This is a genomic window from Bacillus changyiensis (assembly GCF_027706145.1).
GTDB lineage: Bacteria > Bacillota > Bacilli > Bacillales > Bacillaceae > Bacillus > Bacillus changyiensis.
This window is the reverse complement of record NZ_JAQFWW010000004.1, coordinates 40144-62925: the sequence shown is the minus strand read 5'-3', so window position 1 is coordinate 62925 and position 22782 is coordinate 40144. Positions and strand designations below refer to the sequence as shown.

General features: G+C 37.1%; 17 protein-coding genes. 14 read left to right on the top strand and 3 right to left on the bottom strand.

The features are described from left to right. Positions 1 to 53 precede the first annotated feature (53 nt). From PDT38_RS13335 to PDT38_RS13300, 8 genes are all read left to right on the top strand, one after another. Positions 54 to 2843, top strand: coding sequence for a sigma 54-interacting transcriptional regulator (locus PDT38_RS13335; RefSeq protein ID WP_270802264.1), 2790 nt, complete (start codon positions 54 to 56; stop codon positions 2841 to 2843). Between the two features lie 194 nt (positions 2844 to 3037). Continuing rightward, positions 3038 to 3472, top strand: a complete 435-nt coding sequence (locus PDT38_RS13330) for a mannose/fructose/sorbose PTS transporter subunit IIA (RefSeq protein ID WP_270802262.1) — start codon at positions 3038 to 3040, stop codon at positions 3470 to 3472. Next, entirely contained in the window at positions 3469 to 3957 is a 489-nt protein-coding gene (locus PDT38_RS13325; RefSeq protein WP_270802260.1) for a PTS system mannose/fructose/N-acetylgalactosamine-transporter subunit IIB, read from the top strand. The genes PDT38_RS13330 and PDT38_RS13325 overlap by 4 nt, the downstream gene beginning before the upstream one ends. Before the next feature lie 15 nt (positions 3958 to 3972). Continuing rightward, positions 3973 to 4770, top strand: coding sequence for a PTS mannose/fructose/sorbose transporter subunit IIC (locus PDT38_RS13320; protein WP_270802259.1), 798 nt, complete (start codon positions 3973 to 3975; stop codon positions 4768 to 4770). 22 nt (positions 4771 to 4792) lie between these two features. Continuing rightward, positions 4793 to 5620: a PTS system mannose/fructose/sorbose family transporter subunit IID gene (locus PDT38_RS13315; RefSeq protein ID WP_270802258.1), complete on the top strand. Its 828-nt coding sequence runs from the start codon at positions 4793 to 4795 to the stop codon at positions 5618 to 5620. 342 nt (positions 5621 to 5962) lie between these two features. Beyond that, positions 5963 to 7156, top strand: coding sequence for an FAD/NAD(P)-binding oxidoreductase (locus tag PDT38_RS13310; protein ID WP_270802256.1), 1194 nt, complete (start codon positions 5963 to 5965; stop codon positions 7154 to 7156). Between the two features lie 25 nt (positions 7157 to 7181). Further along, on the top strand, positions 7182 to 8606 hold the full coding sequence (locus tag PDT38_RS13305; RefSeq protein ID WP_270802255.1) for an MBL fold metallo-hydrolase: 1425 nt from the start codon (positions 7182 to 7184) through the stop codon (positions 8604 to 8606). A gap of 119 nt (positions 8607 to 8725) precedes the next feature. Beyond that, entirely contained in the window at positions 8726 to 8998 is a 273-nt protein-coding gene (locus PDT38_RS13300; protein WP_270802254.1) for a hypothetical protein, read from the top strand. A gap of 751 nt (positions 8999 to 9749) precedes the next feature. Here the strand turns inward: PDT38_RS13300 and PDT38_RS13295 are convergent. Next, positions 9750 to 11120, bottom strand: coding sequence for an amino acid permease (locus PDT38_RS13295; protein ID WP_270802250.1), 1371 nt, complete (start codon positions 11118 to 11120; stop codon positions 9750 to 9752). Positions 11121 to 11852: 732 nt separating this feature from the next. Continuing rightward, entirely contained in the window at positions 11853 to 13298 is a 1446-nt protein-coding gene (gene hpaB, locus PDT38_RS13290; RefSeq protein WP_270802249.1) for a 4-hydroxyphenylacetate 3-monooxygenase, oxygenase component, read from the bottom strand. A gap of 345 nt (positions 13299 to 13643) precedes the next feature. Here hpaB and murQ point away from each other — a divergent pair, with 345 nt between their 5' ends. The 3 genes from murQ to PDT38_RS13270 all read left to right on the top strand — a co-directional run bounded on the left by murQ (position 13644) and on the right by PDT38_RS13270 (position 17703). Beyond that, positions 13644 to 14537, top strand: a complete 894-nt coding sequence (gene murQ, locus PDT38_RS13285) for an N-acetylmuramic acid 6-phosphate etherase (protein WP_270802537.1) — start codon at positions 13644 to 13646, stop codon at positions 14535 to 14537. Between the two features lie 26 nt (positions 14538 to 14563). After that, positions 14564 to 15985, top strand: a complete 1422-nt coding sequence (locus tag PDT38_RS13280) for a PTS transporter subunit EIIC (protein WP_270802247.1) — start codon at positions 14564 to 14566, stop codon at positions 15983 to 15985. Between the two features lie 878 nt (positions 15986 to 16863). Continuing rightward, complete coding sequence (locus tag PDT38_RS13270) at positions 16864 to 17703, top strand: alpha/beta hydrolase (RefSeq protein ID WP_270802245.1); 840 nt, start codon at positions 16864 to 16866, stop codon at positions 17701 to 17703. Positions 17704 to 18418: 715 nt separating this feature from the next. On the opposite strand, the gene PDT38_RS13265 is transcribed toward PDT38_RS13270, so the two are convergent. Beyond that, on the bottom strand, positions 18419 to 18526 hold the full coding sequence (locus PDT38_RS13265; RefSeq protein ID WP_172296457.1) for a YjcZ family sporulation protein: 108 nt from the start codon (positions 18524 to 18526) through the stop codon (positions 18419 to 18421). A 545-nt stretch (positions 18527 to 19071) separates the two neighbouring features. Between PDT38_RS13265 and PDT38_RS13260 the strand changes: the two genes are divergently transcribed. The 3 genes from PDT38_RS13260 (at position 19072) to PDT38_RS13250 (ending at position 22713) form a co-directional block, all read left to right on the top strand. Beyond that, entirely contained in the window at positions 19072 to 20121 is a 1050-nt protein-coding gene (locus tag PDT38_RS13260) for an NAD(P)/FAD-dependent oxidoreductase (RefSeq protein ID WP_270802242.1), read from the top strand. A gap of 430 nt (positions 20122 to 20551) precedes the next feature. Next, the gene (locus PDT38_RS13255; RefSeq protein ID WP_270802240.1) at positions 20552 to 21937 is read left to right on the top strand and encodes an alkaline phosphatase; all 1386 of its coding nucleotides are present in this window, start codon (positions 20552 to 20554) and stop codon (positions 21935 to 21937) included. 68 nt (positions 21938 to 22005) lie between these two features. Beyond that, positions 22006 to 22713: a hypothetical protein gene (locus PDT38_RS13250; protein ID WP_270802238.1), complete on the top strand. Its 708-nt coding sequence runs from the start codon at positions 22006 to 22008 to the stop codon at positions 22711 to 22713. Positions 22714 to 22782 lie beyond the last annotated feature (69 nt).

Genomic DNA, 22782 nt, shown 5'->3' with positions numbered 1-22782 from the left:
AGACTTGATCTTTAAATTTGAAGCATCATGATCACTGGCGAAGGGTGACAGATATGAAAAGAATTGAAAAAATTTATCAGCAATTATTTCATAATTTTAATGAAATGAGCTTAGATCAACTTTTAAAGATACAAGGAAATACAGCACAGGAAATCGCTGATCAATTGGAAATGGAGCGCTCGAATGTCAGCTTTGAATTAAACAATCTTGTTCGTTCCAAAAAAGTAATGAAGATTAAAACGTTCCCGGTTCGTTATATCCCTGTAGAAATAGTGGAAAGCGCGTTTAACCAAAAATGGAATAACAAATTGATGGAAGTAAATGAACTGCAAGAGCTGCTTGGTCAGCAAAAAAGAGTGAATCAAACCATTTCTACAAATCCGCTGGAATTAATGATCGGAGCAAAAGGGAGCTTAAAGAAAGCAGTATCTCAAGCGAAAGCAGCTGTTTTTTATCCTCCACATGGTTTACATATGCTACTTTTAGGACCAACGGGTTCAGGTAAGTCCCTTTTTGCAAACCGCATTTATCAGTTTGCCATTTATTCGAAAATATTAAAGTCAGGTGCTCCGTTTATCACATTTAATTGTGCGGATTACTATAACAATCCTCAGCTCTTGCTATCCCAATTATTTGGACATAAAAAAGGGACATTCACAGGTGCCAATGATGATAAAGCTGGTTTAGTTGAGCATGCCAATGAAGGTATTCTTTTTATGGATGAAATACATCGTCTTCCCCCTGAAGGACAAGAAATGCTATTTTACTTTATTGATAGCGGTATGTACAATCGATTAGGTGAAACAGAACATAAAAGAACAGCAAAAGTATTATTTATTTGTGCTACAACAGAAAACCCAAGCTCTGTCTTACTTAAAACATTTTTGCGAAGGATTCCGATGACAATCCACATACCTTCACTTGAAGAAAGATCTCTCAAAGAAAAAATTCAGTTGACTACTTTTTTATTAGGAAAAGAAGCCGAGCGATTACAGAAAAATTTAAATGTGCATATTGATGTCTATAATGCTTTAATTCATTCTGCAAAGCTTGGGAATGTAGGACAGTTGAAATCAAATGTACAATTAGTTTGTGCACATGGATTTTTGAATAACCTCGATAGAGAGGATGTTGTAGAATTAACGGTTCGAGATCTTCCAGATGAAATGAAGCAAGAATGGATCTCAAGTAGCAAAAATATTGAAAGAAGCAAAATGATTTCTGAATATGTAAATATTACAACCATTATCTCGCCAATTATAGAAGATGAAACAACAAAAATTGATGATGAGCTTTCATTTAATTTGTACAATTTAATAGAGGAAAAAGTAGAAATATTGAACAAAGAAGGCTTAACAAAACAGGAAATCAACCAATATATTTTAACTGATATTCATTTGCATGTCAGAAGTTTTTTCAATCAGAAAGCTTACCATAACTATCATTTATTAAAATTTGTTGAAGATGATGTCATCCAGCTGACAAAACAATTAAAAGAAGTGGCTGAGCAAGAATTAAATTGCAAATTTGATCGTAGATTTATCTATTTTTTAAGTATGCATATTGATGCTTTTTTAAAGCGCGGAAAGCATATTGATGTTTTAAATACGCAAGAGACTGATGAAATCCGTCATACTCATGTGAAAGAATATCAGGTAGCAATGATATTCAAGGATCAAATTCAAAGTTATTTTAAATTGATTGTTCCAGAAGTTGAAGTGATCTATTTCACGATGTTGATTCATTCAATCAAATCATTAGAAGAGACCAAAAGAGTTGGCATTGTTGTGGCTACACATGGAAATAGCACAGCAAATTCAATGGTTGAAGTAGCAACTGAACTTTTAGGACATACACCGATTGTAGCAGTTGATATGCCTCTTACTGTTTCTCCATCAGAAATCATCGACTGTTTAACAACAAAGATTAAGCAGGTAGACGAAGGAGAAGGTGTTTTAATGCTTGTTGATATGGGATCTCTTGCTATGCTTGAAAGTAAGCTTCAACAAAAAACAGGTATCAATATAAAGACAATTAGTCATGTTACAACGTCAATGGTACTGGATGCCGTCAGGAAAGTGAATTACCTTAATTTAAATTTACATGCCATATATGATTCGGTAAAAAAAGATTTTGTAGAATTATTAGTTAGGCAGCCGATATCGACCGGCAAAAAGAAGGCTTTGGTGTCAATTTGTACGACTGGAAGCGGCACTGCAAAAAAACTGGAAGACATCTTAACAACCATCACTCAGAAAGCGACCGATGATTCAATAAAAATCATGACTGTATCTTCTATTAAACTAGCCAATCGGATAAAAGAAATTGAAAAAGAATATGAAATCCTTGCCACAGTAGGGACGAAAAATCCAAAGATCAGTGCGCCGCATATATCTTTAGAAGTGTTAATTGAAGGTGAAGGCGAAAAAGTGATTCAACAAGCCATCACAACAGGTGATACTTCTAAGCTTTACGGATTAAATAGTCAACACATAATTGTTAGGGAGCTTTGCGAGGATAACTTGAAGAAGTATTTAGTGTTTTTAAATCCTTATCATATTATAGAGATTTTAATAGAGTGGTTGGAAGTAGTGCAAGACGAATTAGAGGTCAGTTTAAATAACTCAACGATGATCAAAGTCATCATGCATACGGCTTTTGCTTTTGAAAGAGTGATTAAGCAGAACCCGATCGCTTTTACTGAAGAAGAAGAAATAAATGATAAATTTTTAAAAGCCTATAAGATCACAGAGAAAACACTAAAACCTTATGAGGAAAAGCTTGGACTAAATATTAGCAATGATGAAAAACGCTTTATCGCAACAATATTCGCTGAAGAATGACGATGACCTGTTTTAAAAACAATATATGAAATTGAACCTGTATTAAAAGAGTGTCCATTTTAATACAGGTTCTTTTTTTTATTTGAAAGTGTTTCAAGAAAAAAGAAATCAGCTCCTGCAAACCGTCAAAACAATTTGTTGGCACGAAACTTGCATTATAAATGGATGAATAAAAAGAAAGGAGCAAACATGAGATGATTTCAGTCATTATTAGTGGTCATGGACATTTTCCCACAGCATTAAAAGAGTCTTCTGGAATGATATTCGGTGAAGAAGACAGCCTATTGGCAGTACCGTTTTTTAAAGGAGAAGGGGTTCAAACATTACAAGAAAAATTTGATGAGACACTAAAGTTAATTCCAAAAGAAAGTGAAGTGCTTTTTTTAGTCGACATTTATGGAGGAACACCATATAATGCGGCTGCTCCATATATTTTGAAAGGTCAAAAAATGGATATGGCTACTGGAGTTAACTTGCCGATTTTACTTGAAGTATTAAGTTTAAGAGAACATTTGTCACTGAAAGAATTGCTGAATAAATTAAAAAAAGTGAGTCAAGAAAGCTTCCAAATATGCAGTGAACACTTAAAGAAAGTAACAACAAAAGAAAGAAAGGATGAATTACTATGAAAATTGTGTTAGCAAGAATAGATGATCGTTTTATTCATGGCCAAGTATTAACAAGGTGGATTAAAATCCATCAAGCTGACCGCATCATCATCGTTTCTGATGATGTTGCTCAAGATGAAATGAGGAAAACGTTGATTCTCTCTGTTGCACCTTCAAATGTGAAAGCCAGTGCAGTCTCTATTTCGAAAATGGCAAAAGCATTTCATAGTCCGCGGTATCAAGACACAACAGCGATGCTGCTCTTTGAAAATCCACAAGATATTGTTTCTCTTATTGAAGCAGGTGTCCCTATTGAAATAGTCAATGTTGGGGGAATGCGCTTTGAGAATAACCGTAAGCAAATTACAAAATCAGTCAGTGTGACAGAAAAACATATGACTGCGTTTGAAAAATTAGCTGAATTAGGTGTCAAATTAGAATTGCGGCAGCTGCCTTCAGATTCCAGTGAAGACTTTATTCAAATTTTAAGAAATGTAACAAAATAATAAGGAGGAGCCAAAATGTCTTCAATACAAATTATTTTGTTGTTAATCATTGCAGCAATTACAGGGATAGGAAGTGTGTTGGATGAAGGACAAACACACCGTCCATTGATTGCTTGTACATTAGTAGGTTTGGTACTCGGAGATTTAAAGACAGGTATTATTCTAGGGGGAACACTGGAACTGATGGCGTTGGGCTGGATGAATGTGGGATTAGCGATGGCGCCCGATACAGCGATTGCCTCTGTTATTTCAACAATTTTGGTGATTACCGCTGACCAAGGAATTGGTGAAGGAATTGCTGTTGCTGTTGCTTTGGCAGCTGCAGGACAAGCCCTAACTATTTTTGTTCGTACCATCACTGTATTTTTAATTCACCGGGCTGATCAATATGCCAAGGATGGAAATCTGCGAGGAATTGAAATCATGCATATAACAGCGATGGTTTTTCAGGCTTTGCGGGTGATGATTCCAACATTAATTGTAGCCTTAATTAGTGTTAGTGCCGTTCAGGCCTTCTTAGGAAATATTCCTGATGTCATTACAAAAGGTTTGCAAGTGGGCGGAGGAATCATTGTTGTTGTAGGGTATGCCATGGTCATTAATATGATGAATATCCCCTATTTAAAGCCATTTTTCTATATTGGTTTTCTGTTAGCTGCATTTACCGATTTCAATTTAGTAGGTTTTGGTGCACTTGGTCTCTGTCTTGCCCTTTTATATCAACAGGTGATGCAAAAAAATCAAGGACAACAAGCCGTACCAGCAACTGCAGGTCACAATACACTTGATGATGACGATGATCTTGATGCTTAAATCATAAGGAGGGTTGATAAGAATGGAACCAGAAAAAAGATTAACAAAAAAAGAGATTTTTAGTATGTTTATTCGTTCGAACTTTTTACTCGGATCATTTAACTTTGAACGTGTACAGGCTCTAGGCTATTGTTATGTCATGATCCCGGCTATTAAAAAATTGTATGGTCCAGGAGCACAAAGAAGTGAAGCACTCAAACGCCATCTCGAATGGTTCAACACTCATCCGTGGTTAACAGCACCGATTTTTGGTGTTACAGCTGCCATGGAAGAACAGATGGCGAATAAGAAAAAAATTGATGGCAAAGCGATTAGCGGGATGAAAATTGGTTTAATGGGGCCATTGGCCGGTGTTGGAGACCCTATTTTCTGGGGAACGCTTCGCCCTGTATTAGCAGCTTTAGGAGCATCTCTTGCTTTAGGAGGAAATATCGCTGGACCTTTGCTCTTCTTTTTCCTTATTAATGCGATCAGATTAAGTACAAAATATTTCGGTTTAAAGTATGGTTATGTTAAAGGAATGGAAATTTTGCAAGACTTAGTCGGCAATAAAATTCAAAAATTAACGGAGGGTGCATCCATACTAGGATTATTTGTGATGGGAGCTCTTGTTTCAAAATGGACAACAATTAATATTCCAATTGTTGTTTCCAGGATTAAAAATGATGCTGGAAAAGTTGATGTCCAAACATTGCAAAATGTCCTAGATAGTATCATGCCGGGGATATTACCATTAGGGTTAACATTATTGGTTGCATGGATGTTGCGTAAAGGAGTTAACCCTCTCCTCATTATTTTAGGTATCTTTATTTTAGGTATTCTTGGCTACTGGAGTGGGTTTTTAGCATAAGAAAGCAAGAGTTGATGATGATAAGCGTGAATTCACACAAGAATTCACGCTTTTTTCCCTTGCTATGGTGATAAAACGTTTAAGACACAATCAGATGATGGAGGCGCAAATACCCCTTCAGAATGTTTGTTAGAAATTCCAATAAATATGATATAAAAGACTATTATTGGAAACCATTAAAAAAAGCTGTTAATAGTGGTTTCTTTGGAATGTAGACAACCTTTTTCCTATTTACTGTAAAGTAATTATATGGTAATGTAATAGTGGTAATCAGGGAGACACCCTGCTTCGTCAGTCCAACTCTTTTACGGTCATTTATGCGTTTCTAGAGGAGGTTTTGAGATGAAGAGACATTATAAAGTTTTAATTGTTGGAGGAGGTACGGCTGGAATTACAGTAGGTGCGCGGCTTTTACGAAAATTAAAAGCTTTACGTGGAGAGATTGCTATAATCGACCCCAGCGATCACCATGATTATCAACCTCTTTGGACTTTAGCTGGAGCAGGAGTTGTAGAAAAAACAAAAGCACGGCGAGATATGAGCTCAGTCATACCAAATGGGGCAGACTGGATTAAAAAAACCGTTCAATCGTTTGACCCTGAAAATAACAGGCTTACAACATCAGATCAGAATCGACTTACATATGATTACTTAGTCGTAGCTCCTGGTATTCAACTGAACTGGGAGGGTGTAAAAGGTTTAACAGAAACATTAGGCAAACATCAAGTTTGCAGCAATTATTCCTATGAACACGTTGATTATACATGGCAGACAATTCGAAACTTTAAAGGCGGGAATGCTATTTTTACTCATCCTAATACACCTGTTAAGTGTGGGGGAGCTCCGCAAAAGATTATGTATTTAGCAGAAGAAGCATTCGCGAGAGCGGGGATTAGAAGTCAAACAAATGTTATTTTTCAATCAGCGAATCAGGCGATTTTTGATGTACCTAAATATCGGAACGTTTTAGAGAAAGTCCTGCAACGAAAGAACATTCAGACGGACTTCCGCAGACACCTTGTGGAAGTTGATGGTGAGAAAAAAGAGGCGATTTTTGAAGATTTAGAAACTGGAAAACTGATTTCGCGTTCATTTGATATGCTCCATGTTTGTCCACCTATGGAGGCACCAACATTTATTAAAAATAGTTTGCTAGCTGATCATTCAGGCTACATCAATGTTGATAAACATACACTTCAACATGTTCACTATTCAAATATCTTTGGTCTTGGTGATGCAAGTCATTTACCAACTTCTAAAACAGGTGCAGCGATTCGAAAACAAGCTCCTGTAGTAGCAGAAAACATCGTCTCTTTAATGAGGGGGCGTCCTTTAAGTGCAAAATATGATGGATATACTTCATGTCCTGTCGTGACAGGCTACAACAAGGTCGTACTGGCCGAGTTTGATTATGATAAACGGCCGAGAGAAACGATGCCATTTAATCAAGCGGTTGAACGCCGAAGCATGTATTTTTTGAAAAAAAACCTACTGCCGATTATTTATTGGAAAGGTATGTTAAAAGGAATCATGTAAAAAAACACGAAAGAAGGATCATGATATGCTACTAAAATATTTTTATGATGAGAAACTTGCTCAAGCTTCTTATATGATAGGATGTCAAGCAACAAAAGAGGCTGTGGTCATAGATCCAGCTCGAAATATCACACCCTATATAAAAGAAGCTAAAAGAAATGGGTTGAAAATTGTTGGAGCTTTAGAAACGCATATTCATGCCGATTTTGTATCAGGAGCCAGGGAACTTGCAGTTACGCAAAAATCTTGTCTATATATATCAGATGAAGGAAATGAAAATTGGAAGTATGAAAATATTGATCACCTTCGACACAATCTATTAAAAGACGGTGATGAATTTCTGATCGGTCGGTTGACTTTTCGGGTATTGCATACGCCTGGGCATACCCCGGAGAGTATTTCATTTCTGTTAACAGATGGCGGTGATCAAGCAGATCAGCCAATTGGGATCTTTACAGGAGACTTTGTGTTTGTAGGGGATGTTGGGCGTCCAGATTTATTAGAGAAAGTGGCAGGTGCACAAGGTACAGCTGAAAAAGGTGCCTATCAGATGTTTGAATCTTTGAAAAGGTTTAGAGAACTTCCCGATTATTTACAAGTATGGCCGGGGCATGGAGCAGGAAGTGCCTGTGGAAAATCTCTTGGAGCCATACCCTCTTCCACCGTTGGATATGAGAAAAGGTTTAATTGGGCTTTACAGCACACAAACTGCGATGTATTTGTAAACGCTTTACTAGACGGTCAGCCTGAACCACCTAAATACTTTGCGATCATGAAACGTGTCAATAAAGTAGGAACACATTTGTTAGGTGATTTACCTGAGATAAAAACAATGACCGAAATCGCGCTGTTAGAAGAAAGAATTCGAAACGGTGTACAAGTCATTGATACTCGCGAGTCTGCACAGTTTGCCCAAGAACATATTGAGGGTACAATCAATATACCGTTTGGCAGCTCATTTGTGAACTGGACAGGTTGGCTTGTCGACTATGAACGGCCTCTGGATTTACTGGCAAAACCGGAAGAGATTAATGAGATAAAAGAAACGCTTTATTCTATTGGTATTGATCACATTAATTATTATATGAATGTTGATAAGGCAATTGCAGCGGCATCAAGATGTGAATCATATCAAAACATTCCTCCTCAAGAAATAGATGCAATCATGAAAGAAAAGAACGCCCAGCTTCTCGATGTTCGGAACTTAAGCGAATGGAACGAAGGGCATATTGAAGGGGCAAAGCATATGATGCTTGGCACGATTGCTAATCGCATTGATGAAATAGCTCTTCAATGTCCAGTGATTGTTCAATGTGGATCTGGTATTCGTTCGGCTATAGGAGCAAGCTTGCTACAAGCAAACGGAATAAAAGATGTCTATAATATGTCAGGCGGGTATGCTCAATGGAAAAAAGACGTTCAACATAAAAATGTAACTTCGGAAGGCTAGAGGTTTTACCTCAGCCTTTTTTATATTCAATTATTCAATTAAATTAGCAATTTCCTCTTAAACTTTGACTACGGATTGCCGATGATATATATGTTTAAGAAAATGAGGGGGAACTTGCATTGAAAAAGAATTTACGTTGGTTAAAGTTTATGATAATGCTAATCATTATTGGCACCATGGTTAAAATGATTAATGTTTATTTTGACCATTTAAATATCCTGCTACATAACATTTTTCTTTATTTACTATTAGCATCTCTATTATGTATCTTTCTAGGTGTCATCAATCCAAAGCGTTTTGGTTTATTCAAAAAGAAAAGTAGAGTAACCGGTGGCTTAGGATATGCTCTCATCGCAATTGTTTTTTTTATTTTGTTTGGTATGACAATTTAAGATCAATTGTTAAAAATCCACTAAACGTGGGTTTTTTGTTTTTTGTGTTGCAAGGAATGCTTGATATGCTGTTAGCTCCTCAATTTCAGTGTGCTCAAATCGTTTTAAAACAAAAATAGACTTCATCAAAATATGCACCACCTGAGAAAATCATGTTTCGTAGTCTACCTTCTTCTACGAAGTTGAGTTTTTGATAAAGGGCTGAACATGCTTGATTGAATGAGTAGATACAAGTTGTTATATTAGTATGGTTAAAATCATATCTTGTCTATAGTCTTTGTCTCTGAAATTCTAGAAAAATAAAATGTTCCATTTGTAAGATCACAGTCAACTGTACTAAATGGGCATGTCTTGTACATGGGTGGTTGGTCCAACGCCAGTTATTGACCGTTTATTTGAACATAAAGATGTAGAAAGATTATGGTACAAGTTCATTGCAGCAGAGTGGTTCAGACACTAACAGAAGCATCTAGAAAAGGGCAGAACCAGGCGAAAAGGTAAGGTATTGAAGCAGATAGCAAGCTGGAATATACCGAAGGGGGGATTTTTTATTTGGCTTAAAATCATACCGCCAATCTCGATGAAATCACTTTTTTCCAAAGCAAGATCAAGCGGAATTCTCCTAAATCCGGGGAGCATCTATGCCAATCCTATGCACCGCAAAACAGGAATTTATAAATTAAGTTTGATGATTAAAGAGTTAGCAAACTAAAAAAGGCTAATGAAAAATCGTTAGCCTTTTTTAGGAAAGTCATGCATGTTTTTTTATTTTGAGCTTGTAAATGATAACTAATAATATAAACCATACAGGAGTTATAAATAAAGAAACACGAGTATCTTCCGCTAGTGCCAATACAACAAGAATAAATGCTAGGAAAGCAAGAATTAAGTAGTTGGAAAATGGATAAAACGGTAACTTAAATTTATTCACTTTCGCTAAATCTGGTCTTGTTTTCCGATATTTCAAATGGCAGATCACAGTAATTCCCCATATATAAATGAAACAAACGGTAGAAATACTTGTAATAAGCGTAAAGACTGCTTCTGGCATGATATAGTTCAAACAAACACCGATTAAAATAACGATAGTTGAAAAGAACAGAGCATTGCTTGGTACTTTATGCGAAGTCAGTTTCGCCATGGCCGCAGGTGCATTTTGATCTTTGGCGAGTGAGTAGACCATTCGGCTCGTACTAAAAACAGCGCTGTTACAGGCTGAAGCCGCTGATGTTAACACAACAAAATTAATAATGCTTGCTGCGGCAATAATCCCAACTGCGGCAAAAACTTGAACGAACGGGCTTTCACTCGGATTGATCGCATCCCACGGATAGATACTCATAATGACAACTAGAGCGCCAATATAAAAAAGTAAAACCCGAACAGGGATATTGTTGATTGCTTTTGGAATGACTCTTTCCGGATCTTCAGTTTCACCTGCAGTAAGTCCAACAAGTTCGATGCCAACAAAGGCAAAGACAACCATCTGGAAAGACAGAATAAAGCCATGTAAACCGTTTGGAAACATGCCGCCATGATTCCAAAGATTTGTGAAACTGGATGTACCAGAATCAGTAGAAAAGCCTTTTATAATCATAAAAATCCCGATTACAATTAGCGCCAATATTGCAATAACTTTAATTAAAGCAAACCAAAATTCCATTTCTCCAAACAGTTTTACAGTTGCCAAATTCATTAATAACAAAATAACCAGGGCAATTAAACCAGGTATCCATTGTGGTACATGAGGAAACCAATACTGAGTATATAGTCCAACTGCTGTCAAGTCAGCCATCGCAATTGAAATCCAGCAAAACCAATATGTCCATCCTGTGATAAACCCAGCCATATCACCTAAATAATCGCTGACAAAGTCAACGAAAGAGTGGTATTCCAAATTAGTTAAGAGCAATTCACCGAGTGAGCGCATAATTAAAAAGCAAATAACCCCAGTAATCATGTAAGCAAATAAAATAGATGGTCCTGCTAAATGGATCGATTTTCCCGATCCGAGAAATAATCCTGTCCCAATAGCACCACCAATAGCAATTAACTGTACGTGTCTGTTTTTAAGACCTCGCTGTAATTTTTGTTCTTGATTTTGAGTATGATCGTCTGTCACTTCGAATATGCCTCCATTGAAAATTTGTTAGTTTGTCAGCTCATTTAAGACGCTAGGCTCTCACTAATTTTATGTATAAAATTGATTATAACACCAAATAGGAAATAGAGGCTAGGTTTATTTCATCACACCAGCCTCTTGTTTAACCAATATATCTTAGCTTTGGTCTATTTTTCCCTCTCTATTCAGCGCTTTTTTCTAATTTTGTATGATTGACGCATTTGTGGCTTTTTTGAAAACTTTTGTTTTGTAGTCTTGCTTTTTATTAAGGTTAAGTTTGAAGTATCTTCATATAACGATAGCACTTGATGGTTAGGAACTGTTATTACTGAGACATATTTAGGGTGAACAGAAAAAGGATGATACAAACATATAAATAGTAGCATTTAAACAAATATCAATATATTGAAAAAGGTAAACTAACAATTTAAAAGTAGATTGAGCAAAACAGCAGGTGTTTGTGAGCATATATAGGGAATGTACTACTTTTATGATATTTTAGACAATGATTGCCGGAATGGTTCATTTTTTTATAGACACACTGTCAAGAGTATGTAATATTGAGAGCTGGTCTGTGTTCATGTCTCTTTGTTGGTTTTATTTTGTACAACAAAAAGGATTGAAAACGTTTTATTAGGCAGAATGAAGGCAATGTAAAAAGAAAAATATCCAGCCCATTTTTAGATCGTTAATCATCCAAAAAGGGCATTTGTGTTTTGGATCAATCTAAGTTTATTTTTCTATATTTAAAAATTCCTGAACAGTCTTCACTTGTTTATCTGTTGGATAGGAGTCATATAGTCGGCTTGCCAAACGAATGGGATCTCCAAAGAAATACCTTTCATATTGAGTTTGCCTTGTACCGAAAGCGCTCATCGTGAGATCCCATGCTAAGCGAAAAATTTTCACTCGATCTACGCCAATTGTATTGGTTCCTTGGAGATAATGGTTAAGGTCCTCCTTAAGATCAGAATCAAAAGCGTTTTCGGTCGGTAATGTAACGATTCCACTAGCGCCAATTAATTGGATGATCTCTGTAAAACGGGGATATATTTTTGGAAAGACTGTACTTATCACTTTAAGAGGAATTAAACTTGGACGCATATATCCCCATTCATCTAGAGTCGCATCATTTTCTGCCTTTTCCAAAAGTGCTTTAATTGTTTCGAGGCCGATGATGATTTCTGACAGTTTTTCTTGGATATGTTGGTATTCAGACACATTAATCGTATCGACAAGAAGTTGAGCGATTCCTAAAAGAAATTCGGTTTTGACAATTTGTCTTGTGACGACTTGATGAATTGTGAATGCATGGAAAGAACTTTGGGCGACAAAGTCATTGGCAGCCTCTACATGATTATAAAAAAATACTCTTTCCCATGGAACTAATACATGATCAAAGACAACAATGGAATCCATTTCTTCATATCGTGAAGCAAGGGGGTGATTAAAGGTAGATTCACTTAAAACAAACGATTCCCTACAAATGAATTTTACACCTTTCGTATTAGAGGGGATTGAAAAAGCAAAAGCTTCATCCTGATCAAGATAAGACCTTGGAGCTGAAAAAATTAAAATTTCATCTGTTAAACCGCCTTGAGTAGCGAGAAGACGAGCCCCTTGAATAACGATTCCTTCTTTATTTCTCTCAATAACTTTTGCGGATATTGGCTGTTCTGTTTGCAATAAATTGATTTGTGATCGATTTAACTGTGGCGTAATAAATGTATGGGTAAATGAAAGGTCTTGTTTCATCGCTTGATCGTACAGTGCACGAATATGTTCTGGAAAGCAATTTTCCCGATTATTTAAAAGTGAGGCTGAAGATGCAAAGCTCATGATGGCTGTATTCATGTAATCAGGACTTCTTCCCATCAATCCATGTGTATGTCTTGCCCAATGTTCAATCATTGTTCTTCGTTTTATTAAATCTTCCTTTGTTTTGGGCTGTAAGTAAGATAAGCCAATAGGCTCCGTTTTTCCCGAGGGAAGAAAAGTCATTTCATTAATCAAGTTTTCGTTCATTTGTAAATCATAAAGAGTACTCTTTGTTTTAAGCAGGCCTTTAAATGCATAGTGTTCAGAAATAGGGCCTTCGATTTTTTTTCCATCAAACCAAATGTCATTTTGAAGCTGGTTTATTCGGTTAATAAATTCTTTTCCACTAATAATCCCCAAGATAATCGCTCCTTCTGCGGTAACGGTCGGCACTAATAATATATTAGTGATATTCCATACCTGTTCAAAAAGTTTGTTTTGGATGAGCCTGTTTTCATGATACTTCTAAAACTAAGTTGACATTGTTCGTTCAATCGCTACTTCTATCTTCATGAACGGAATCATATCTTAAACATAAAGAATCCCCAATGGAGAGACATCATTTTAAATGGTATAGACAACTAGTGGTATGATACTCTATACTAGTGTTAGCGCTTTCAATGAAGGCCCATTTGACTATAAAGTTTATTAAATTTTAGGGTATATCGATTGAAAGAAGCCATTAATTTTAAAAAAACAAGGGTGATGATGATGTTTGAGAATTTAACAACAGAAACTCGTAATGAAAAAACGATGAATGTAGACGAAATGTCAACAATCGAATTATTAACAGTTATGAATGAAGAGGATGAAAATGTTGCAAAAGCAGTGAAACAACAGTTACCACAAATTGCAAAAGCAGTTGAAGCCATCATAGCCGCAAAAAAGAAAGGGGGACGTTTAATTTATATAGGTGCTGGAACGAGTGGTCGTATTGGTTTATTAGATGCTGTTGAATGTCCTCCAACGTTCGGGACAAACCCGGAAGAAGTCATCGGATTAATTGCTGGCGGAGAAAAAGCGTTTATTAAAGCAGTAGAAGGTGCTGAAGATCGTAAAGAATTAGGTGTTGATGATTTGAAAAACATTCATTTATCAGATCAAGATATTGTAGTCGGTCTCGCAGCAAGTGGGAGAACACCATATGTAATCGGTGGTTTAGAATATGCTAACTCAATAGGAGCGTCAACAGTTGGAGTCTGTTGCAACAAAGATACAGTCATCGGAAAAATCGCAAACATTTCAATTGAGGTTGTAAATGGACCGGAAGTATTAACAGGCTCAACACGCTTAAAATCAGGAACATCACAAAAATTAATTTGCAACATGCTTTCAACAGCTTCAATGATAGGCATTGGAAAAGTGTATGGGAATTTAATGGTAGATTTGAAGCTGACAAATAAAAAACTAGTAGAACGGGCAAAACGGATTGTGATGGAAGCGACATCTTGTGATTATGAAACAGCAGAGTGTTACTTATTAAAAGCTGACAACAAACCAAAAGTTGCAATTGTCATGATCCTAGCAGGTCTTACGAAAGAAGAAGCGGTTCAAAAATTAGCAGAAACACAAGGATTTGTTCGCCGATCCATAAAATAAACAAACGCTATTTAGGAGGAGAGGTTATGAGTAAATATAAAAACTTAGCTCATCAAATATTGGAAGCGGTTGGCGGAGCGGAAAATATTGCTTCATACACAAACTGTATGACACGTCTTCGTTTAACTCCAGTAAATCGTAGTTTAATAAATGAAGAAACTTTAAAAAAAATTGATGGAGTTCTTGGGATAGTTGATCATGAAACATATCAAATTATCCTTGGACCGGGTGTTGTGACAAAGGTAGCTGAGCAAGTAGGCCTTATATTGGCAGAGGGGACAGGGACATCTAGTCAATCAGTAACTCTTTCTGCAGAAAAGTTGCAAGAAAAAGGGGCTGATATAAAAGCCGAATTAAAGAAAAAGAACAACACACCACTTAAAAATGTCTTGAGAAAAATTGGAAACATTTTCATTCCTCTTATTCCCGCATTTGTTGGGGCAGGATTAATTGCAGGTATCGGGTCTATTTTATCAAATAATATTACTGCAGGTCATTTAAACGGAGATACATGGAACCAGTACGTCACCATATTATCTGTTATTAAAAATGCGATTTTCCTCTATTTGGTTATTTATGTCGGTATTTATGCAGCAAAAGAGTTTGGAGCGACACCAGCACTCGGTGGAGTCATTGGTGGAACAACACTTTTAACAGGGATGATGCCAGAAGCTCCGATTCAAAATATCTTTACTGGACAACCATTAATGAATGGGCAAGGTGGAGTCATTGGCGTATTATTAGCGGTCTGGATTTTAGCACTGTTAGAAAAGCAATTACGTAAAGTGATCCCTGACGCAATTGATATAATTGTGACACCTACCATTATATTACTTATTGTCGGTTTAATCACAATTTTCTTGATCATGCCTTTTGCCGGATTTGTTTCACATCATTTAATTGGTTCGATTGAATGGGTGTTAGCTCGTGGCGGTGTCTTTGCCGGATTTGTCCTTGGCGCAACATTCTTGCCACTTGTCATGTTAGGATTACACCAAGTATTAATCCCCATCCATATGGAGATGATTCATACATCAGGAATGACACAATTGCTTCCAATTCTTGCAATGGCAGGGGCAGGACAAGTTGGAGCGGCTATTGCCTTATGGATACGCTGCCGAAAAAATAAATCTTTAACAAATATGATCAAAGGTGCACTTCCTGTAGGTATTCTTGGAATTGGTGAACCATTAATTTATGGGGTAACTTTACCATTAGGTCGTCCATTTATAACAGCATGTATCGGTGGCGGTATTGGCGGAGCAGCAATTGGATTATTTAGCCAAGTTGGAGCGATGGCGATCGGACCATCTGGTGTGGCCTTAATTCCACTTATTCAAGGTGGAATCTGGAAATATATCATTGGTCTAGTTGTAGGTTATGTTGGTGGCTTTATCACAACATACTTTTTCGGTGTACCGAAAGAAGCAATGATGAGACAAGAATAATTTAAACTCTCTTACAAGTGTTGAGAGACAAGGCCCTTTTAGTACAGGGCCTTTCATTATTTATTTGAAGTATACTTGGCATTCGGTTGTTTATAAGAAAAACAGGCTTCTGGACATTCAATGATGGAAAAAAGTATCATCATTCTCGTCTCGCCCCTATTAAAACGTCTGTTTGCGAGTTTCCAAAATAGGGATATTTTCTTCTTCACTATACTCTGAAATAGTCTTACAATTTAAGGATATGCAAATGGCGGACAGAGTTTTGAATTTTACATCCTTCGTTTTTAACATCGATAAATTAACACTTGTTACCCGAACTTTTTTCGATCATTCATTTAATGACACCTTCCGTTTGGCCATTATCCTGTCTAATCGAACAATTATTTTCTAACTTAACTGAGATCCCAAGCTTTAAAATATAGGCTTTCCCATCATAACAAGTGAACCACGTAAATAACCGGATAACAATTTCCTCTATATATAGATTAAATAATCCGCCAATTATACTGATAACAAGCTTTAGAAAGCCGAAATATAAAATAAATTTGCTGAAAATTGTAAATATAGAAACGATCTTAATGTCGTTGATTTTGCCATCCTCCTTTTCATTTTGATGCAAAATTTCTATTTTTAAATTTTCATAGATTAGATAACAGAAAGGTGAATCGTTTTTCCTGTCCTCAAGCATTTTCAAACTGAATAGAAGTAGTTGTATAATGAAAGGAATAATAATTTAAGGTTAAGAGAAAGGGGAGTGAATTTGTTGGAACTGCCAAAATCTCTTTTAAAGGTGCTAGGGAGCACAAACATGTCGTGTTTTTTGATATAGATGACGCAGACTCCAAAACAACATGGCTAAAGAAGAAAGGTGTTTTAAATTGAGACGAATAATCAAATGGGCAGCATTAGTTACAATATTGCTAGGTTTATTCGGATGTACGGCAGATAAGGATAAGGAAGAGGAAACGGAAAATATTCATTATGCAAAAGATGACAAACAAGTATTAGATATTTATACACCACAGACGGCTAACAAAGAAAAACATCCTGTTCTCATCTACATTCATGGAGGGGGATGGACGGGCGGAGATAAGAGCAATGTTGCATCAAAGCCGGCGTTTTTTACAGAAAACGGCTATGTTTTCGTATCTGTAAATTATCGACTGCATCCAGATGCTCAGTATAATGATATGGCCTATGATGTTGCTAAGGCAATTAAATGGGTGATGGACCATGCAGATGACTATCAAATGGATCAAACAAAAATAAATGTCATGGGGCATTCTGCTGGAGGGCATCTGGCAGGCTTAATTGCCACAGATCCAAGATATTTACATCGTGTTGGTCTTGTACCCGCATCACTTCAGTCGATTGTTGTATTAGATGGGCCTATGAATATGAAGCAATTCATCGAAGCGATTCCGTCTTATAAAAAGGTGTTTGGCACCAATCAAAAGGTGTGGACAGAAGCATCACCGCTTACCTATATGAACAATTCAAACTTGCCTCCGGCTTTTATGGTTACGCGCTGGGAAAATCCTTCTGTCTATCAATTTGCCAGAACTTTAAACAAGGCAAGAGGATCTGATTTTGTTTATCAAGTCAAAAATTTATCTCATAGTGATTTAAATAAGATGTTCGGTTCTCCAGATGCACCAAAAGAAGCGCAGGATATGACAAAAGCGGTTATGACGTTTTTAAAGAAGAAAAATAAATAAGCTTGAAAGGGCTGGTAGCACCGGCCCTGTAATATGTTGTTGAGTTAACTTTTTGTTTGTAGTTTTGGAAGGTTTATTGAGGTTCAGTGGAGTTATAATGTATGCAGTGAACAATCTTAATAAAATGATTGAAGTTGATTTCTGAATTTTCATTTAATATATTGGGTTATATTCAGGTTTTTCGTCACTTTAATCTCATGTTAGAACAGCTCAAAAACAATTTTGCAATAAATAGAGAAAGAATACTAGTTTTAGATGAGCGCTTAAAAAGTGTGTAAGTACATACATAAAGGAGAAAAGGGCAATGAAGGAAGGAACTGCATATGGCCTCACATGAATCTCCCTCCGTGCAGAAAAGAGAGATTTCATTCTTTTCATTCAATCGATTTTTCAACCCACTAGTTTTTCGACACGAAAAGATATTTTCCTTTCTTAGTTTTACATTTGTTTGAGACAGACAGTCTTTGATATGACTTGGAGGTTTTACGGCTCGCTGTGATCTAGATGGTACACTAACAGATGCACTCAAATAGAAAAAATGACACTTAAGGAGCAGCAGACAGGCCTAAAGAGTCATGACTCACGCTATTGTTAAGTGTTGTCACCTTATTCTTAAACTCGTGATTAATTGTTCTGATTCGGTGATGAATAGATTTTTAATATGACATAAAAATATGAAAAAGACAGACTACTAAGGTAGTCTGCCTCTAACCAATTAGTAGAAACCACCGCCGAAACCACCGACGTAAGAAGTACCAACGATGATTAAAAGGATAAACAGGACAACAATTAGTGCAAAACCTGCTCCATATCCACCACTCATTTGATCCACCTCCTCTTTTCAGGGGCTTATATAGTTTATGGTAATTCCATATAAATGGTTGGACAGTTACTCCCCAATTTTATAATAGGGCACCCAAATTTGAGTGCCCTTGGAGGTAAAAACATGGTAACAGAGGAGATAGTTTAGTTTATGTTGTAGATATCAAATTGAAATGGACAACAGTGGATGTTTAGATTAACAATGACAAAAATGGTAATGAAATTAATATTGATTGATAAAGAGACTGATAGAAAGCTATTTTTGTGAAAAAAATAATGAAATTCTGTGGAACAAGATTAGATGTTATAATTGAAGAACTTTTTCAAAAATAGAGAATCCTCCCAATCAATCACGATGTTCATAATGTTTTTCAAGACGTCATGCGGTTATCTTTTCGTAGACTTTTCATCTTTGACAAGCAGATTTACCGAAACATAATTCTTAAAATTGATTGTCAAAGAGAAGAAATCAAAGTACACTAAATGATAATGATAATCATTTACAACGATGTTTTTGATCATGATATATATGAGGAGTGAAGAGATATGAGTAGGAATGAAGTGTATGATGTGACTGTTATCGGCGGAGGACCGGCTGGATTATATTCCGCTTTCTACAGCGGACTGAGGGGTATGAAAACAAAGATTATTGAATATCAGCCGATGTTGGGCGGAAAGGTTCATGTTTATCCGGAAAAAATGATTTGGGATATCGGGGGGCAAACGCCGATTCCGGGAGCCAAGTTGATTGAACAGATGGTGGAGCAGGGGTTAACATTTCATCCTGAAGTGCTACTAAATGAAATAGTAGAGTCGATCGCCCGCAATCAAGAAGGGCTGTTCGAATTACATACGGCTACCTCGGGCGTGCATCTGTCTAGGACAGTCATCGCTGCTGTAGGCGGTGGTATCCTCAATCCACAAAAGCTTCAGATTGAAGGAGCAGAGCGTTTTGAAGTGTCCAATCTGAATTATACGGTGAAGTCACTGCAGAATTTTAAAAATAAAACGGTTATCATCTCAGGTGGAGGAAATTCGGCTGTTGATTGGGCCAACGAGCTCGAGCCTGTGGCAAAGAAGGTCTACCTTGCCTACCGCAAAGCAGAACTCAGCGGGCATGAGGCTCAGGTAGATCAGCTTCTGAATAGTTCGATAAGCTGCTTCTTCCATACTGAGATTACCAAGCTGATCGCATCAGATCATCATGAGGTGATTGAATGTGTGGAGCTGACGAACTCTCAAACCGGTGAAGTGACGGTGCTACATGTGGATGAGGTCATGATTAACCACGGATATGAACGTGACAAATCATTGCTAGAAAACAGTCGACTGGATATTAACCGAGTTGATGACTATTTTATCGCGGGTACCGCCAACTCCCAAACTTCCGTGCCCGGGCTGTATGCGGCTGGAGATATTCTGCATTACGAAGGGAAGCTGCACCTAATCGCCGGAGCATTTCAAGATGCAGCTAATGCAGTCAACAGCGCCAAGCGCTTTATTGAGCCTGAAGCCAGAAAGAGCGCGATCGTGTCATCACATAACGAGGTTTTCAAAGAGCGCAACCGCGAGCTTGTAGAAAAGTTGTGCAAATAAAAAGGGCTTTCACCGGCGCTTATTTTTAGAGGAAGGAACGTCATTTGTTCATGTATTCAACTTTTTATACGAATGACACACCTTTCATGTAGCATACGATGAAAGAACTCATTATTACGACTTGCTATCCCTTTTCTCTCAATATTTTGGTCCAAGCACATCAATGATTGACGGGAAATCCATGTCTAAAAAAGCAACAGTTAGAACTTGATTCGCATAAAAAGCCGATCTCCATAAAAAAGGAAGTCGGCTTTATCTATTAGAACCAAGAAAAAAAGTGCGTGATCCGTGATCTTAGGAAAATACTATTTCATCTGGCTCGTGTCTACCTTGTAAATCCAATCTTTAAAATCGATTAACACTAGCTTAACACTTTAAAAATATAATGGGGATGTCAATGAGATTCATATATTGTGAGGAGGTTATCTAGTTGAAGAAATTTTCAAAGAAGTTATTACCTATCGCGGTTTTATCATCGATTGTGTTCAGCAGCTTAGCCAGCGGTAGTGTGCCTGAAGCCAGCGCCAAAGAAAAGAAAAAGGGGAACCAACACGAAATTAAAAATGTCATCGTTTTAATTGGTGATGGTATGGGTGTGTCATATACGTCTGCTTATCGATACTTCAAGAACAATAAAAAGACAAAGGTGAAACCTACGGCTTTTGATCGATATCTTGTCGGTCAGCAAACAACTTACCCAGATGATCCTGAGCAAAATGTGACAGATTCTGCAGCTGCGGCAACAGCCATGTCTGCAGGAATTAAAACATATAATAATGCGATTGCGGTAGATAATGACGGATCAGAGGTCAAAACGGTTCTGGAAGCTGCCAAAGAAAAAGGAAAATCAACTGGACTTGTGGCCACTTCAGAAATTACTCACGCCACTCCGGCCTCTTTCGGTTCACACGACCACAGCCGAAAAAATATGAACTCGATTGCCGATGATTATTTTGATGAAATGGTAAAAGGCAAGCATAAAATTGATGTCCTTCTAGGCGGAGGAAAAAGCAATTTTGACCGTAAGGATCGCAATTTGATCAAGGAATTTAAAAAAGCGGGATACAGCTATGTAGATAACCGTAAAGACATGCTGAAAAACAAAAAAGGCAAAATGCTCGGCCTATTTGCTGACGGCGGTCTACCTAAAAAAATTGACCGTACGAAGGATACTCCTTCTTTAAAAGATATGACAAACACAGCCATAAAAAAATTAAGCAAGGATAAAGACGGATTCTTCCTTATGGTTGAAGGAAGCCAAATTGATTGGGCTGGACATGACAACGATATTGTCGGCGCAATGAGTGAAATGGATGACTTCGAACAAGCCTATAAAGCGGCGATTAAGTTTGCAAAAAAAGACAAGCATACATTAGTTGTCGCAACCGCTGACCATTCAACCGGCGGATTCTCCATTGGTTCTGACGGTGTCTACAACTGGTTTGGTGAACCGATTAAAGCAGCAAAGCGTACGCCTGACTTTATGGCAGAAAAAATCGCCGGCGGTGCTGATGTTAAAAAAACATTAAAGAAATATATTAACCAAAAGAAGTTAGCCTTAACAGCATCAGAAATTCAATCAGTAGAAGAAGCAGCCAAATCAAAGAAAGTACAAGACATCGACAATGCGATTGAAGACATTTTCAACAAACGCTCTCACACAGGTTGGACAACAGGCGGACATACAGGTGAAGATGTTCCTGTGTATGCATACGGACCGTCCAGTGAGACATTTGCCGGGCAAATTGATAATACTGAAATCGCAAAAAATGTTTTCAAGGCCTTACAATACAAAATTAAGATTAAAGATAAGTAAGAGAATACAAGGTATCCCGTTGCTTGTATGAAGTAACGGGCTCTCTTTTTTGAATGGAGGGGATCAAGATGAGAAAGGCTTTTTTTATCTTATTTTCAATCATGATAATTGCCGGCTGTTCAGCACACACTGGCAATAACAATACAGGAGGCGGCCAGACAGTAGAATCCAAAACGCAGAATGCTCCAACTCAAGTAAACAGTAAACAAAATGAATACCAGCCTAATCCACAAGTGACAGATGATAGGTCATTGCAAGAGGTCAATCAAACATTTGCTGATGACAAAGGGGAAGCCGTTTTAAAAGATATAAAAAACGTCAACAAAACATATGATATAGGGCCAATAGAATTAACCATCAGAAAAATGAAGTTGATTCACCTTCGCCCGGATTACAGCATGATTGATTATTTTCACGTGTTAACACATGATGAAGAGTTTGATTTTGTTAAGGCTTTCGTTGAAATCAAAAACAAGTCTTCTGAGAAAGTAAGTTTTGCACCAATTGCATTGCTGAAAACAAACAGTGGTGAAACATTTGATTGGAAAAAGGATATTTACCTTGAAGAGTTAAATGGAGAATTAGAAGGAAGCGCTGCAAAAGCCGGAAATCTTGGCTTTATTGTGAACGCAACAAGCGGACATGTGCATCACAAGGAAACAGAAGATAGCAAGAAAACAAAGGATATAAAGTGGATCGAGATCACAACGAGCGACGTTTTTGACAAAAACCATAAGAAAATCAGTGCTCATCAAAAAATTAAAATTGAGTTTTAATGATGGCCTCCCCCATATGTTATGAGGGTTTTTTAGAGACTGAGGGGCGAGGCCAGCTTTCCGAGACAC